A 17,486-nucleotide genomic window follows, 5' to 3' on the forward strand; every position below is an offset into this window, starting at 1 on the left:
GTGAATATCAGATAAAAGGAAAGATTATATATAAAATATACGATTTGTCCGCTTAAAACCTGATATTTAGCGGGAACAACAAGATTTGCCAGAAGATTTATCGTTGCACCCGGACAGGCTTCAATCGAAAAATAAAGCAATGTTGCATATACTGTTTTCAAGAACTGCGTTCGGTGCGACAAGAATACCGATAAAATAATTAATAATACACCGGCCCTTGATACTGTCGTTCCGAGATTTTTCGGAACAGGGATAATAACTATAAATACCTCCAAAGCAATATTTACCGCCGCTAAAACATAGCTTGTCTTCCCGAACTTATTGTTGTCCGAAAGCAGTTTGACTGTGTTATGTATATTCACATAATACAATATATACACGGCTATAAAAAAACTATATATAGACTTTTCAATATGATTTCCATTTTTACACTCCCCCAAAACTTTCAATAGATCATTATCAACTATGGCTCACATCATCTCGATGTGGCTCTCTTTAAATAGTTCAGATAACAATTATTGAAATCTTTGTATTTTCCTCTTGATATCACCGCCTTATGTCCGTTTGATAAGATTATACCCGTTTTATCGTATGAATTTATGTGTTCAAGATTCACTATATACGATCTGTTTGTCCTGAAAAATCCTCCGGAATCCAGTTCTTCTTCCAGTGCCGAAAGATTATAAGGATATCTGTACGAGCCTTTTTCTGTTATTATGTAAGTATATACATTGTCTGCCTGCGCATATATAACGTCTTTTTCGTATACCACTATGCTCTCGTTATACATCTCGTCCTTGACTATCAGCTTGCGTTCGCTGTTGCTTATCTCCAATGCAGAATCCATAGCCTCATAAAGTTTATCCTTGCTGACAGGCTTAACTATGAACCTGAATGCATTGTACTTCATGCTGTCAAAAACTATCTCCGAATAACTGCTTACAAAAACTACTTTAGTTTCTATATTTTTTTCCCGTATACTTTTTATGGTATCCAGTCCGTTCAGATCTTTCATCTGATGATCGAGAAAGATCATATCAAAAACAGTCTTAGAAGCAACCAGCTTACCGCCGTCATCAAATTCAGTTATATCCAGAATAATATTATTCTCCGATGAATATTTATTAAGCAGCTCAATAATATCATTACGAAACACTTTTTCGTCATCACAAACTGCAATTTTCATTGTAACACCCCTCTGTACCAATCTACAAACTATACATAATATCTTAATTTTTACATATGTCAGATCGATATGTTATATATTATATATCATTTTGTCAGAAAAATCAATAGTTTTTTCACTTTTGCTAAATTATTATCCATTTTTTTAAACAGGTTATTTTATTCCCCCGAATTGTTTGATCCGCATTTATTCTTCTATACATAGCAACCAAATAATTAACTATTTATGAACCGAGTTTATGTATTTTAAATCACATAATACTGCCCCTTGCTATATACTGTCAGCCGCAGAAATGCGGCTGTTTTCGATCTCAAAAAATTATAGAGCTGTATAATGATACTACGGATCTTCAGGATTCTATCATAACTATTGAAAATCAGACAAAAATGCGATATAATAGTATGCAAAGCAAGCAGACGGATATTTTCAATATTGAAAAATCACAAAGTTTGATAAAAAACAATAAAAATTCAGAAAATAAAATATCATAGCACCTCAAAATATGATATAATAAAAAACATAACCATCGGCAGATACCCTCTGCCATAAAAATTCAAAGGAAGGATAAATTTATATGAAAAACAAATACGTCAGTAAGATCAGTTTTGCGCTGATTATTGTGGTGTTTGTCATATTATGTATGATACAGGCACCAATAAGCGATGCGGTGGGATCGCTGTGGTCACTGCTCCCGCCCATAGTAGCCATAGGACTTGCACTGATGACCAAAGAGGTCTATTCATCACTTTTTGTCGGTATACTGACAGGCGGTCTGCTGTATTCCATCACAGAACACAGCGGATTTTCGGGAATGTTCAATGCAGTGGTAAAGGATGGCATAATCGCCAATATCGCGGACAGCTACAATGTGGGCATACTGCTGTTCCTTGTAGTACTTGGTACCATCGTGGTACTTATGAACAAGGCGGGAGGCAGCCGTGCTTACGGCGAATGGGCATCAAAACATATCAAGACACGTTCGGGCGCCTGCTTATCCACCTTCCTGCTGGGTGTTATTATATTTGTAGATGATTATTTCAACTGCCTGACAGTCGGTTCGGTCATGCGGCCAATAACGGACAAACACAAGGTATCACGTTCAAAGCTTGCATACCTTATAGATGCTACCGCCGCACCTGTCTGTATAATTGCCCCCATATCCTCATGGGCGGCAGCCGTTGCGGGAACTGTCAAAGGTGTCAACGGTATCTCGCTTTTCGTGCGGACTATCCCTTATAATCTGTATGCACTACTTACTCTGATAATGGTCATTTTCATAGCTTTGTCAGATGTGGATTACGGTCCGATGAAGCGTCATGAGGACAATGCACGCAAAGGCGACCTGTTCACCACACGAAACAAGGTATATCCCGATGATGCAAAGCCCGAACACAGCAGAGGAAAAGTCATTGACCTGATACTGCCTGTTGTGATACTCATTGCACTTTGTGTGCTGGGCATGGTTTACACAGGCGGACTGTTCAGCGGCGAATCATTCCTGAATGCCTTTGCAAATTGCGATGCTTCATTCGGTCTTGCAGTTGGTTCTCTCGGCGCACTTATCGTTATTATACTGTACTTCCTGGCACGCCGTGTGCTGACTTTCACCGAGTGCATGGATTCCATCACCGACGGTTTCAGGCAGATGGTACCTGCCATACTGATACTCACCTTTGCATGGACACTTAAAACAATGACGGGGCTGCTTCAGGCAAGCACCTACGTTTCAGGTCTGGTGGAAAACGCACATACAATGCAGATACTTCTGCCGATGATACTGTTTGTTGTGGCAGTAGGACTTGCTTTTGCAACAGGTACTTCATGGGGAACTTTTGGTATTCTTATACCCATCGTGACAGGTGTATTTTCATCACAGCTGGTACAGAACGGTGACAGCGTAACTATACCGCCCATCGTTATCATCTGCATCTCGGCTTGCCTTTCGGGTGCGGTATGCGGCGACCATTGTTCACCCATATCCGATACGACGATAATGGCTTCAACAGGTGCCCAGTGCGACCACGTGAACCACGTATCCACCCAGCTTCCCTACGCATTTACTGTTGCAGTTGTCTGTGCAGCGGGATATCTGCTGGCAGGATTTGTACAGAACGTATTTGTCGTTCTCGGAAGCAGTATACTGATGATGCTCGGAACATTGTTTATCATACGCAATATTTCCAAAGCCAAGAAAGAAACAAAGGCGGAATGACCACCGATAAAACGATACAAAAAAGCGGAGAACTCATATCTGTGAGTTCTCCGAATTTGTTTATTTCTCCATTTATCTCTCCACCGGTATAGCGCTTAATAATTCCACAGATTTAATACTGCAATATCGCATATGGGATCAAAATCGAGATCATCGAGATCAACGCTGATATCACCTACATTGGAATTATTCACGTACCATTCGCCATATTCTGCATTAAGTGCGTCTATCTGGTCGGATATATTCGCCTGTACTTTTTCTTCCTGCTCGTCAGTCAGATCAAAATGCAGCTCCCATGCTCTTCCGTCGATAACAACGTCTGCACAAAGTTCAAGTGAAGTGCCTACTCTGTGTATCGAAAGGTCAGTTCCGAGTGTCTTCTCTATATCGCTGTAATTCATGCCGACAGTCAAGCCCTCACCCACATATGCACCCTCATACAGGTTGAGCTGTTCCTTATTATTGCCGAGTATCCTATACTCAGTGCCATATATGCTCTTATCATTTACGCCATAGTCAACATCATCACCTGGCTGAGTGTCCATAACTCCTGCCTGATTCATACCCAATACATACTCAGGGAATGCAGAGAACTTGTAACCGTAATACGGAGCCTGAGAACTTGCTGACAGAACTATCTCATAATCATTGTCGGAAAGCGCTTTAAGCTGATCAACGCTCATCGAAAGCATCTCATCAACACTCATGTAAGGTATGCCCTTTGAAGCCTCGATATTGGTGTCATCGGGAAGCTTTTCTGCATTGGTGCATACGGGATCAAAGTCGGAAAGATCAACATAGGCGTATACTGCATTTGCATACTCACTTACTCTCTCCCAGCCGCGCTGAGAATAACTGCCTATATTAGAAGCAATCTGGGCATAATCACTGTCAGATATCTCAAAAGTCATGGACCACTTTGAACCGTTTATCTCAGCCGAAGACTGAACAGTATGGGGTCCGTATGCCGAGTTTGTCAGCATAGCAGGGATATTAGTTCCAGCCATGGTCTTGATCTCGTTATAGCCTGTACCGATAAGATCATCGGCAGTCACCTTATTGTTATTTGTATTCTTCTCATTGGTAACGCTATTTACAGCGGGAGTCGCATTGTTGCCTTTATTGCTGTTATTGGTCTTGTTATTGCCGTTGCTTCCGGCTGAAACCGAAGACTTTTTCTGTTCGTTACTTAAAGTAGTTATAGGCACGGAAGTCTTGGAGTCGGAATCTTTATCAGCTGCAGTGACCTTATTATCTGTACTGCTTTCTGTCTTTTCTGCAAGATACTTGTCGATGGAATTGTTTTCCTCGTAGGATACCTCCATAGGCGCACTGCTGTCAGTCTGCTTTACATCACCTGCAAAGCCCTTAACTTCCTTGTCGGACATACCCAGACCTATCGGGATGCATATCGCCAGAACTGCCGCCGCGGATACTGCCGCGATCTTGCCTGCGAGAAATCCCGAACTTGCAGCAGGTGCAAAAGATACCTTAGCTGCTGCATACTTGGGGCTGATAGTGGTTTTGAACATATCTCCCATAGGTACAGCTGCAAGTACGCCACCCTTGCCGTAAAGCTTTTCTATCTGTGTCTTCAGCTTCTTTCTTGCCTGATAGAGTTTCTGCTTTGCGGTATTCTCGTTCATGCCAAGGGACTTTGCAACATCCGAAACGCTCATATCATTATAATAGTACAGTATCAGTGCTGAACGCATCTCGGGCTTGAGTCCGTCGATAAGAGCGGCGATCTCTTTCTTGCGCTCCTTGTTTACTGCGTAGTCCTCGGGAAGCATAACAGACATATCCATAGCGGTTGTCTCGATAGCGTAGTCCTTTTCTTCATCGGTATCAAAGCGTGCGTTCCTGCTTTCTGTTCTGAAATGATCTGTACACTTGTTATAGGCGATACTGTGGATCCATGTGCCGTAGTTTTCAGGGTGATCAAGTGTATCTATCTTCTCCATGGATCGCAGGAAAGCTTCATGTGTGATATCCTCGGCGATCTCTTTATTTTTAACATTCTTCAGCACAAAGAAATAAAGGTTGGAATGATATTCGTTGTACAGCTTTTCAAAAGCCTTTCTGTCTCCGTTTTTTGCATCGTTAACTATATTGATAAGGTCATTTTTCTTCATTCAGGATTCCTTCTTTCGTTAAAATATCTCCGATCTTTTTCTTAGCCGCATTTTTTTCTTCCTCCGACAGTGCGGCTTCAGCCTGCATCATTGCAAGCACCTGTCGGATCACCTCATCTAACTGATATTCCATATCAAAGTTTCATTCCTCCTGTATTATACCACTTTTTCATCCGTTTGTCATCTGCTTTCTGAAAATTAGACGTAGTAAGTTGGGTTTGGTTATAAACTTTTTTCTCCGTCTGTTTTTCTGTTTTCTGAAAATCAGACGAAGCAAGTTCGGTTTGGTTATAAACTTTTTTCTCCGTCCGTTTTTCTGTTTTCTGATAGTTAGACGAAGCAAGTTGGGTTTGGTTATAAAAATTTTTCAGCAGATTTTAAATATCAACTCACCTGACACCCTTTCCGTAAATCACAGAGTAACAAAGATTTGACCCCATATCCTTAGAATGGATATGGGGTCATTATACAAGCTTGCACTGATATTATCGATCAAAAAGCGTTTTACAGAGAATTATAGTTTGTTCCTATATATACTTCAAAAACACAGTCAGAACCAAATGTATCACCGTTTCTGATCACTACATAATAAGCGTTTGTTATAGGCTCAAAATTATTTTTCTGTATATATTCTTTCAGGGCTTCTTCTGTTCTGGAAATATCCGATATACTGCCCTCATGCCTTGTCATCACAGCATTTATCAAGCGGAAGATAAGCTTTGAACCGTAGTTCTCCGAAGGCTTTATCTCGCCCTTTACAGGTATATATATCTCAGCGGACTGTGTTTCATCGGAGATGTTGTTTTCCTTGAATGTAAATATAAATTTACCCGCTGCTGCAAGCCCCAGCGCCGAAAGATTATCATGGATATGCTCTATCACTTTCAGTATATCCGCCTTTTTTATGCTTGCGGAATAGGTTATAAGATTTTCAGCATATATATTTAAATGTGGTATATATTGCAATTGTTTCACCCCATCTGTATCTAATTGAAATTTAGCTATTATAAAGCTGCTAATATTTCTTCTTGTAGATATTATATCATTAAATATATGATGCTGTCTACGATAATCGAGTGAACGGTATAAAAATTTAAGTGAACGGTATCTATATCTCTTCCGATCTCAGCACCAGATTGAGATCCAGTGTAAACTGCTTATCGTCCGCCGACAGATCAGCCTCACCGTCATATTTTTGGACAACGCGAAGGATATTCGATACACCGAAACCGTGGTGATCCTTATCGCTTTTTGAAGTTGCTATTGTCTTGTTGCTTTTTATTTCCACCGCCTCAAAAATAGGATTGGTAATAGTAAAGAAGAAATAGCCTTGCTTGAAATCCGCATTAACTTTTATCTCCTTCGGCTTCTCTGAGGTATCCTTGCCGCAGGCTTCGATGGCATTGTCTATGGCGTTTGCCATTATTATACACAGGTCAACATTGCTTATTCCTGCGGTGGGCACCATGCCTGAAAAAACTATCTTTGTGTTTACCGTTGCTGCTCTGTCGTTTTTATCATTCATAAGAGCATCAATGATTATATTGCCTGTATTGTACTGCTTTTTCTCAACAGATGAAAGCGCTTCTATATCGTCTATATATTCCATCGCCTTATTTTTTTCTTCTGCATCAATCAGACTTCTGAGACAGATCAAATGATTTTTAAAATCATGACGGAAGCTTCTGAATTCACCGTAAATGGTATTTATCTTTTCATAGTACTTTATCTCGTTTTCCACCTGTTTTGAAAGCATATCGATCGTTGTCCTTTTCTCGGCTTCGGATATACTTATCTTTATTATTGAAACTGCAAATACTATCAGTCCCGCCATGGAAGGCAGTATATATCTTTTGTAATACAGCTCATGGTCGGGTTGGTTTTCTCCCATGACGAATATCGCCGCTATAAATAAAAGCAATATTACATCTATATAAAGCTTTTTAGGCAAAGATCTGACGATCTGCCGAAGCATGATCTCGATTTTTTTTCTTTTTATGTAAATGAGTATCGATGCCAGAACAATTACCTCTGCAGAAAATGCAGCAAGATTACAAAGCTCATAATTTTTGATAAATGCCATACTAAGATTCAAACATATCTGCGGCGGCCATAGCGACAGCAGGAAAATATACAGTACTCTCTTGCTGAATTCCTCGAATAATACACTGTATGCCCCTAAACGTCCGAAAAAATAAATGCCTTGTAACAGCTGGCTCAATTCCTTAGGACAGAAATCAGGTTTGTTCATGATTATAGGTGCAGGAAGCAGAGTGAGTATCAGCAGAAAATAACCTACATTTTTGATACGTGATGATTTGAAATCACATACCGTTCTTGCAAGCTTTACAAAAATAAGCTGTTCCAGGATATTTACAAGCAGCACCAGATAAGAAATTATCGTCATTTTCAGCACTCCTTCCGGAAATTATATCTCTTGATATAGCCGGTAAAAGCTTTTTTAAACGGAGTGAGCTTTAATCTGCTTATAAGTGCTCTTTCTTTATTATCAAAAAGGATATCAGTAGATGTATGAGAAACGATATGTCTGAATCCTGCCAGATATGTCCTGTGACAGCGGAAGAATTTATCCTCGGGAAGCATATTTTCAATTTCCGATAATGTCTTCTTGTAAAGGACAGTACCCTCATTCGTCCTGATATTGCAGTACTTATCAGCTGCTTCTATATAAATGATATCATTGATATTAAGCTTTTTATTCTCCTCATCGGTCTTTATGAGAAGGAAATTTGATTCGTCATTATCTGCAAGATATGAATCAAGCGCAGATGCCAGCTTATCGTCATCTATCGGCTTTACTAAGAACCTGTATGCATTGACTTCAAAGGTATCAAAAACAATATCGGGAAAGCTGGTCAGGAATATTATAGCTGTTTCGGTATTTTTCTTTCTGATCTGCCTTGCGGTCTCAAGACCGTCGATCTCCGCCATCTGATAATCCATAAAAATAATGTCATACTCATTCTGACTGCCGATAAGATCTAATCCGTTGGTAAAATCATTGTAGATCATTATAAGATTTCTTTTCTGTGCATAACTTTCAAGATGTTTTTTCAGTTCGGTGTGTATGACCATCTGGTCGTCACAAATCGCGATTTTCATGTGGTTCTCCTCTCCTTAACTACAAATATATTTTTCGATTTTAAACGACATCAGGAATTGCATTTTGAGAACTGGCAAAAGCTCTGTATATACTTTTACGCAGTTCGCAAATAAGCAATTTCAATGTCGTTTACTATACGATTCTACACAAAGTACAGATCAATGCATTTTACTCCGTATTTTATACCATTTACTCCAAAAATATATCGCAACTGCAAAAAGTATATTATAATAAGACCATCGAAACAAGAGAAACAACAAAACTAAAAAAAAGAACAAAAAAGGAGGCTTAAAAATGCAGGACTGGTTTGATTTTTGGGGTTGGTTCTTATAATTAATAAGTGTTAAAAAAACAGAGTAAACTTTAAAATTATAATCCAATTCATTATATCATAAATTAGTTGTTATGTCAATTACATAACCAAAAAGAGTTTATGATAAAAAGAGCTTACCGCAGGTTTTGTCTTACAAGACAGGATCTGCGGTAAGCTTTTTTCAGATATGATATTGTAAAAATATGACTAACCCTTTACGCGCTGTTTAGTCCGGTATATCCGCGGAATAACCATAAAAAAGCAATGCCCCCGAAGTGTTTTAAAACGCTTCGGGGGCATCATTTTTAACGTGTATTTTTTTTAAGGGTAGTTTTTTTCAACTGACTAAATCACTTCAATACAGTGTTTACCATCTGGGTTTATAATTCTTGAAAGTAGGAATATTGTTATCTCCGTTTCTTTCATCACCGAACCAGTGACCGTTTGAATAGTTGCTGGTAGTGCGTACATCAAGGTGAATTGCAGTGTTATCGATTATACCGATGCCTGTGAAGCCGATCTGCTCTGCTTCCCACGCAACCCTTGAAGAAGCGATCTGATAGCCGTTCTTGTCGTAGCAAATTACATCTGCTGCAATGCCTTTAGTATGTGCGTCATTTCTGTAGCCGCCTACTGCAACGGAGCAATCAGGATCACGATAACCGGAGGTTACGATGATCTTTGAGCAGTTCAGTCTGGAATAGAGTGTTTCCAGCTTATTAATGAGATCCTGGCTGATTGTTCCAACATTACCGCAGTTGCACCTAAATTCATCTATGTGGAAATGTGCAGAAAGCTGTCCATTTACAGGCTGGGTAGGCTGGGTTACAATAGGGCTCTGGCTGATAGAGTAGCCGTGGTTATTGTAGCTTGACCATGTGGTAGCATAGTTGTAATTTCTGGATACTACCTTGATCTCGCCTGCATCGCTGATCGTCATATAAGCACGGTTTTTGCCGTTTGTTCTGGTATTCCAGATAGCTTTTCCGTCTTTTCTGTAGATAACAAGGTTACCATCACCCTGAAGAACGCACTTTGTACCGCCTCTGTTCTCTGTCTGAGAGCTCCATATAGGTGAGTATGCCTTGCCTGTGGACTTATTGTAATGATAAATGACAAGGTTGCCGTCGCCCTGGAAAACAAGTACATAATTCTGAGAAGGAGATTTGTAGAATCTTCCGGGTACCAGATCTGCATTTCCGTTGTTTGCATCAACAACTGTGTTCACACTTACTACTGCTGCACTTGCTACGATCGAATTACCGAATATAGCATTACCGATAGTGGTGCTGCCTATTGCAGGAGCGGATACAGAGAGGATGCAGCTTGCTGCTGTCAGGGTGGTGATTACCTTTTTCTTTGCGCTTGTGATTGTTGTGTTTTTCATTTTTGTTTCTTCCTTTCAATTTTAAAACTTTAGTTTAGACCGAAATGTCGTTGACAAAATCCTTTATTTTGTTTATCGCATCTCGTTGTTTGACTGTACTTGAAGTATAGCACTTATGGTCAAGAAAGTCTGCTTTTTGAGAGTCATCAGTGGAAAAATCGGAGTGAATGGTATATACAGCATATAATATTATTTAATTTCAGGTTTTTTCAACATAAAACCCCATATCCTTAGAATGGATATGGGGCTTTGAGACAGACTGTTATACTATTATAATAGTATATTTTATTCTTTTACCCAATATATGATGTAATGTCTTTATAAATTATCCGCAGCGATTTAATTGGTAAAAGTAGACAAAAATTTCAAATTAACAAACAGAATACTTGATTTTTAGCGCGTTTCATGGTATCATGATAATTAATATAGAGATTATTAATGTTTTACAGAAAGGGTGAGATGATATGTGCAAAACAGAGATGAAAGCTCAGGAATATGCAGCGAATGAATCCTTGAAAAAGAGGAAGTCCAGACTGCTCAAAGCGTCTGCTGCTGCCAGCTTTGCACTGATCATGTTCGTCTTTGTAGCCCTTTCATGGTTCACTTCCAACAAAGAAACTGACTCCAGCGGTATGACCATAATTGCAAAGGACCCGTCAATCAACTGTGTTACAACTTCCTATCACTATACCCGTTCCGACGGAGGAATTTATGTGGGAGAGGAGGGAACGATCGATGATTCGTTTGAACTGATGCAGTATGATTCACTGTTCACAGGCAATAACAACTATACCTATGCCGTTGAACGTCTTGAACTGACATCATCAGACCTTCCCGAAAGCGGTACACTGTATTTTGACATTGAACGTGATCCATCACAGGCATCGGATATGATCGGCTCAGATTATATATCCAGCGTAACGTATTACGCCTTTGTGACCCTGACGACTTTGACTTTTCCAACAAGGCCAAATGATATACTAACTGCTGTTCACAGTGCTGCCACAGCTCAGAACACCGTAAAACAAACCTTTGTCATCAATGAAGAAAAGGTCGATTCGATCTCTTTCACTGTTCCCTATACCTCGGAAAACTGGTCAGACGGAAAATTATATATATACTTATACACGGATTATGATGAATCACTCATCAATGATTATATTGACAAGTCGCTGCATAATCTGCTTCAGAACAACGGCGGCTCAGGCCATGAAGAACAGGTGGATGTCGAATATGGCTCAGATGTCACGATGCTGAATGATATCAGAAAGATCGTGATCTCCCGCCAGCCCTGACAGAAACCGTAAACCTTAACAACAGGGAGGTGTGCAATATGAAGGAAAACAGAAAAAATTTCAGCTTTGTATTGCGTGTCCTCTGTCTGATAGTTTCTGCGGCAATAACAGCACAATTTATCGTTCCAAAAGTCTATGCCTGGTTTTTAAATAAAAACGACCGTGATCTTACCATCACAGGAAGTGTCAGAAGAACTTATTTTGAAAGAGGAAGCGGAACTGCCAGCTATCCATATGTCATCGCACGCCCGCTTCAGCTATACTATCTTGCGTGGCTGCAGGATATGGGCGTATTCAATCAGGATCTTGACAACGATGGAACACTGGATACTTTTTACTTTGAACTTGGCTGTATGAACGGTCAGGATACCGATGAAAATATGGAGATCGACATGAGCGGCATGACGCTCCCGCCTATCGGCACAACTACATATCCTTTTGTCAGCAGCTTTAACGGCAACGGAAGGACAATCAGCAATCTGACTGTTTCTAACAATGAAGATGCACTTACGGATATGCCGACGAACAGCATCCCCGATACAGCCACGACCAATGCGCCGATACTGGGAATGTTCGGCGTAGTCGGCGGGTATACCTCAACTACGGGGTACTCCCCTCCCGAAAAGTCAGTCTATGATGTGATCCTGGAGGATATCACTATCGATAATATCTCTCCTGCCGGCAATCAGGCTCTTGCAGGCCTGGCTGCAGGATATGTAAACGGAGTGATGGAGAATGTCACGGTGACCGGCACATCAACTATCAACAATACTTCAGGGATAACAGCTATGTCTTTTGGGAATGACACCCGCACCACGCTCTCGGATTATGCACTTGCAGGATACTGCACCGAAGCCTACCGAGACCTGCTGAAACGCGAGGATGTCAAAGTATACAACCCCACTGTGGAGATCAGTGATCTTTCCACCTACGGCGAGATCGGACAGGGCAGTGCATGGGGAAATTCCATTGACATGAAATCGATGTATGACCGCCTGCTCGGCATATATACTCCGCTGGAAAACAACAACAGCTATACCGCAAGATATCCGTCTTCGGTACTGGTGACTATCGACAGGACAGGCGCAAGCGAAGTGCGCACAGAGGAGATACTTCAGCTGGCGGCCGATATCCCGACCGTCGGCAGCAACAACAAAGTGTTAAATTTCAGCAATGACTATTCATCCTACTCATTCATAGAGCGTACCAAAACACACGATTATATGTATCTATACGGTAAGTCACGACAGCAGACCAACCGCACTGTCAATACGACCAATCGTTATATCGAACGTGCCTACCGTATCCATCAGGACAGCAATTATCTGAAGTTCAACGGGACTGCCTTCTCCAATACCACCACAGCTTCTGAAGCAACAGGCTGGATCATAGACAGCAGCGGGAGGATATATACCGCATTGCAGAACGGTAATACCTATATATATTACTTCCTGATAAATAACGGAAATACGCTGGGTTATCAGGCGGTAAATGCAAATTCTGAGATACCCGCTTCTGTTACCGAATGGACAGTTACCGAAACAGCCATCAGCAGCAACGGCTATTATCTTAATTATGACGGCACCTGGAAGCTTATGCAGCAGGTATCTATCACGGACGAGCCGGAAGAAGGCGCTCCTCATTTCATGACGGTACAGAACAATACCATACAGAACACTTCTTCCGATCCGATAATGTGGAACAAAACTGTCATCGATACCGTTGACGACAAAGAGCGGTTTACCATCTCCTGCAATATCGGCAGCACCACATACTATCTGACACAGCACGAGGGTGAGCTTGAACTCACCGCTAATGCGGCTTCTCCTACGCTTTGGTTATTCAAGGAAGCTGTACATGAAAGTCTGGAGGAAGACGACCAGCCAGCGAAGATCTATACACTTATCGAGGGTGACGAAGAGGGTAACGGCTATGCTCTTTACTACGATGAAGAGGAAGACAACTGGCTGCTGACCGACTTCCAGGAAACAGCATCGGGCTCGGGCATAGGCAACGAATGGGGCGTGTCCATACCGATGAAGGAGATGTATACAAATCTGTTGTATATCCTACAAAACAACCTAGCTACTACTAATTACGTTGCTTCCAAGACGATCGAGATCGATGACAAAACGGGGCAGATAACTGAACGAGATCATGTAAACAGCACACTGCCAACAATCGTCAGTGATGATGGTACATTTAACCGCAAACATTATATTAAGGAAGGATTTGGTGAATTCACGTATACCGACGGTAAAGCAAACAGATTTATGTATATGACGGATATGCAGAACAGCACTGCTATCAAATATGTTCACCTGCTTGATGAGGAAAGAACCGCTAACTATATAAAAATCGGCAATAATTATCTGAAGCTGAACGAGAATCAGAATGGTTTAGAGTCTTCAAATGAAGCAGCTGCAACCAAGTGGGTCATTGACGAAAGCGGTCATATATATGTTGATGTGGAAGGCACGACCTCGGTTGAACGGCGGTATTTAAATGCTTCGGAAGGAATACTGACTGCAACAAATACAGCATCTACCATATGGACATACGATGATGTCAACAACAGGTTATACTGTACATCGGACGATAATACTTACTATCTGGCATTCGGCAGCCAGTGGATGCTGAAACGGGAGAATGCAAATGTTATCTACGTCTCTGATGAAAATGGGCAATGGTATTTAAACATTTCAGGTGATACACTCAGTACAGTCGGTAATTCGGATGAAGCTACTGACTTTATTGTGAATGGAAACACAATCGTTTTTTACGAAGATAACACAACATACTCCTATCGCGTTGAAGACGGCAGGATCATTGATGACGATAATAATAAAATGCTGGATTTTGAGAATGGTGAATTCGTATGGAAAGATGCGTATGATTACATTATTAAATATAACAACAATTTCATATCTCTATCAAATAATTCAATTAGTAACGTTACAAATATTAATTCTGCTACACATTGGACACTTACTGATAGTGGAGACGGTTTTACAATTTCTAGTGGGAACTACTCTTTAGGTGTTCAGCAGCAATCATCATTTAGCTGGTCTGGTTATTCATATACTTATAGATTTATTGATTCTGAAACAATCTGGATTCGTGATGATAGCAATCTTTATGTTATTCAAAATGAGCAGGGTGCTTGGGGCAGTAGTAGTAACAAGAAATATTATCTTAACTATTCAAATGGATGGACACTTAATCAGAACTCGGGTAATGCACAGCTTACAAAGCAAACAATAACATCTAACGTGACTACAGCAAACGTACAGAATACTACTCGAAATCCCGGGGATACCGCATACGGAATGTCAGTTCAGCGTACTGACACCACATACCGTCCATTCACAGTGACGATGGGTTCGGAGCCTGTGGGTCAGACGTATTTTCCGCTGCAGATAGATGTGGACAGCAGCAAGACAGGTGCGGACAGATTTTCTGTAAATCCGCTGAACACAGGTTATGTAATCAGCGGCTATACTAATGGATTTGGTGATATCCGTGTTTCAGAATATCCCAAAGTCGATTCAACCACCCAAGACCCAGACAAAAAAAGAGATATCGAAGCTTCTCTGACAAACAATAAAAATGCTCTTGATCCGACCAAAGTTTACACCTTTATGGATGGTAAAAAGCAGACACTTTCAAATTACGGTTTGGATAAGCTCGTCAAGTATGAGGCTACCAGCGAAGAATTCAATAATACTATCAACGGTGTGAACAATGTGTATGGTCTGCACTTCATGAATGCAAGCATCAGTATAAATAATCTGGTGACAGCGCCTTCGGTAACGATCAATGAGAACGTATATGAAAATTATCAGATGCCAAAGGACAGCATCGATTTCCGTCTGAAGGATAAGGGCTATATCAATTTTCTGGCAGGTACTTACTATACAAACAACAACAGCTTCTTCTCACTTCACAGAATAGAGCGTGACGAAAACAACGATATCTCATCGATCAAGGAGATACTGGAAATATACGGCACAGGCAAAAGACGCGATCCGTATATCTACAAATTCTCCGATACTGACTATGAGAGCTGGTCTTACTACAAAAGCGGCAATATAAAAGAGCACCATGTATACAACAGCCTTTCGGAACTCCCCGACGGGTATGAAAGCATCTTCAATACCGCATGGATAAAAAAACAGTCACTGACCAATAACGTTGTTTACTACTTCGAGATACCCACAGATGCAGGCGAATATGCGCTGGGCTCTGTTAACGTCGGTACAGGTGCTTATCTGCTTTATCTGGATATCGGCACGGGCGGCAGCGTAAAAGCCCCTGAGGGCAACGCTAAGTTTACAAACACTGTTCCCACAGCTGTCAGCAGAACCGAAACTACCCTGACATACGAGGAGAACCTCACCGAAACAACATCTGTCGCACTGAACTCATATCCCACTTATTTTCCTCTTACTCTGAATTCGGACGAAACAGGTGTATCCGATGCCAACACAGGCTATGTTGTCAGCGGTGCGAATTATCCGGGCAATGATCCGCCCGGCGATATACGTGTATCAAGATATAACAGTGACCCGTATATCAGTAATTCTCTGACGAGCGGCTCCCTCGATAACCGAAAGATACTTACGATCGGCGCCAACGGACAGCAGATACTGACGCAGTACGGTATCGACAGATTCTACAAGTACCAGACAGCAAAATCCCAGTTACAGGAAACTCTTGACGCAGGAAACGGAAAAATATATGGTCTTCATTTCATGAACGCCGAGATAAGCAAAAATCATCTCGTTACACTTCCCTCGGCGACCATAAATGGTCAGACCTATACCAATTATACCGTTCCCGAGGATTGTATCGACTTCACACTGCGCTCACAGGGATACATCAATTTCTTTGCAGGTTCGTATTTCAGCGGATCAAATGTACAGTGTTTCTTCTCACTGCATCAGATATTCCGCAATGAACAGAATGAGATCACTGAGATCAAAGAGATCAAGGAGATCTACAAGAATACAGACGGCACGTATATCTATCGTTATAACGGCGAAAATGCACCGTCGAGCGGCACAAAGGTGTTCGATACAGCCTGGCTGACCGATCCCAGCAATATTATAGCAGACAGAGTATACTATTTCGAGATACCTGTAAACGCAGGTGAATACGCACTGGGTTCAGTAGCGGGCAAAAATGGCGCTTATCTGCTTTATCTGGATATCTCCACACATCAGGGCGATTCGATCCTTACGCGGGAGAAAATGGAGATCATCACCACGACCTATCTTCTGCCCGCAGGAGTAAGGTTCAGCGATGATGAGTATAAAGCGTATATCATACCCATTACTCAAACAGGTAATATCGAGATCGTAAGCGAGGATCAGACCGTTACCTCAGACCCCGCACTTAGTGACACAAGTACATCTGAAACCAGACTTGTTGAAACCGTAACTATTAAGGATTATGCGGGAACATTGATGGTACAGCGTATCACAGATGGAAATAACGTGACATACTATCGCGGCACCGATACAGAACATCTCAACGCATCAACTGCACAGATATGCAGCAGATATTTTGCAGATACAGCATCGGATACGATACTTGAATACTACTATTATCCCGAGGCCGAAAATACTGTACTGAATACTGCATCACCCGCATATACTATCGAAGATGAGATAATCATCACTGCATACAATGTTACAGCATCAGCAGCCTCTGCGGCGCTCACAGCAACTGTAACAGCCTTTGACTCTGATAAGTCTTATCTGAAATTCCAGAACCGCCACGATCTTGTGGAAGGAGATACCGTGACCATATCTGCACGATCTCCATAAGCA

General features: G+C 41.2%; 10 protein-coding genes. 3 read left to right on the forward strand and 7 right to left on the reverse strand.

What is annotated here, in order from left to right; genetic code table 11:
• Window positions 1-475: 475 nt before the first annotated feature.
• A complete protein-coding gene (locus tag N773_RS0111980; protein ID WP_024858013.1) occupies window positions 476-1,186 on the reverse strand; it encodes a LytR/AlgR family response regulator transcription factor in 711 nt (236 codons plus the stop codon).
• Between the two features lie 574 nt (window positions 1,187-1,760).
• Here N773_RS0111980 and N773_RS0111985 point away from each other — a divergent pair.
• A complete protein-coding gene (locus N773_RS0111985) occupies window positions 1,761-3,398 on the forward strand; it encodes a Na+/H+ antiporter NhaC family protein (RefSeq protein ID WP_024858014.1) in 1,638 nt (545 codons plus the stop codon).
• 95 nt (window positions 3,399-3,493) lie between these two features.
• Here the strand turns inward: N773_RS0111985 and N773_RS21300 are convergent, their stop codons facing one another.
• The 6 genes from N773_RS21300 to N773_RS0112015 form a co-directional block, all read right to left on the reverse strand.
• On the reverse strand, window positions 3,494-5,533 hold the full coding sequence (locus N773_RS21300; protein ID WP_024858015.1) for an RNA polymerase sigma factor: 2,040 nt from the start codon (window positions 5,531-5,533) through the stop codon (window positions 3,494-3,496).
• On the reverse strand, window positions 5,520-5,666 hold the full coding sequence (locus tag N773_RS22280) for a hypothetical protein (RefSeq protein ID WP_155250891.1): 147 nt from the start codon (window positions 5,664-5,666) through the stop codon (window positions 5,520-5,522). Before N773_RS22280 ends, N773_RS21300 begins: the two co-directional genes overlap by 14 nt.
• Window positions 5,667-6,037: 371 nt before the next feature.
• Window positions 6,038-6,499 carry a DUF5085 family protein gene (locus tag N773_RS0112000; RefSeq protein ID WP_024858016.1) on the reverse strand — a complete coding sequence of 154 codons (462 nt, stop codon included), beginning with the start codon at window positions 6,497-6,499 and terminating at the stop codon, window positions 6,038-6,040.
• Window positions 6,500-6,641: 142 nt separating this feature from the next.
• The gene (locus N773_RS0112005) at window positions 6,642-7,940 is read right to left on the reverse strand and encodes a sensor histidine kinase (protein ID WP_024858017.1); all 1,299 of its coding nucleotides are present in this window, start codon (window positions 7,938-7,940) and stop codon (window positions 6,642-6,644) included.
• Window positions 7,941-7,942: 2 nt separating this feature from the next.
• Window positions 7,943-8,656 (reverse strand): LytR/AlgR family response regulator transcription factor, encoded by a 714-nt coding sequence (locus N773_RS0112010; protein ID WP_024858018.1) that lies wholly within the window; start codon window positions 8,654-8,656, stop codon window positions 7,943-7,945.
• A gap of 681 nt (window positions 8,657-9,337) precedes the next feature.
• Window positions 9,338-10,357 (reverse strand): D-Ala-D-Ala carboxypeptidase family metallohydrolase, encoded by a 1,020-nt coding sequence (locus N773_RS0112015; protein ID WP_024858019.1) that lies wholly within the window; start codon window positions 10,355-10,357, stop codon window positions 9,338-9,340.
• Between the two features lie 464 nt (window positions 10,358-10,821).
• On the opposite strand from N773_RS0112015, the gene N773_RS0112020 reads away from it, so the two are divergent.
• Both N773_RS0112020 and N773_RS0112025 read left to right on the forward strand, forming a co-directional pair.
• Window positions 10,822-11,652, forward strand: a complete 831-nt coding sequence (locus tag N773_RS0112020; protein WP_024858020.1) for a hypothetical protein — start codon at window positions 10,822-10,824, stop codon at window positions 11,650-11,652.
• Window positions 11,653-11,690: 38 nt separating this feature from the next.
• Window positions 11,691-17,483: a hypothetical protein gene (locus tag N773_RS0112025; RefSeq protein WP_024858021.1), complete on the forward strand. Its 5,793-nt coding sequence runs from the start codon at window positions 11,691-11,693 to the stop codon at window positions 17,481-17,483.
• The last annotated feature ends 3 nt before the right edge of the window (window positions 17,484-17,486 follow it).

This window comes from Ruminococcus albus AD2013, assembly GCF_000526775.1.
In the GTDB taxonomy this organism is placed as follows: Bacteria; Bacillota; Clostridia; order Oscillospirales; family Ruminococcaceae; genus Hominimerdicola; species Hominimerdicola alba_A.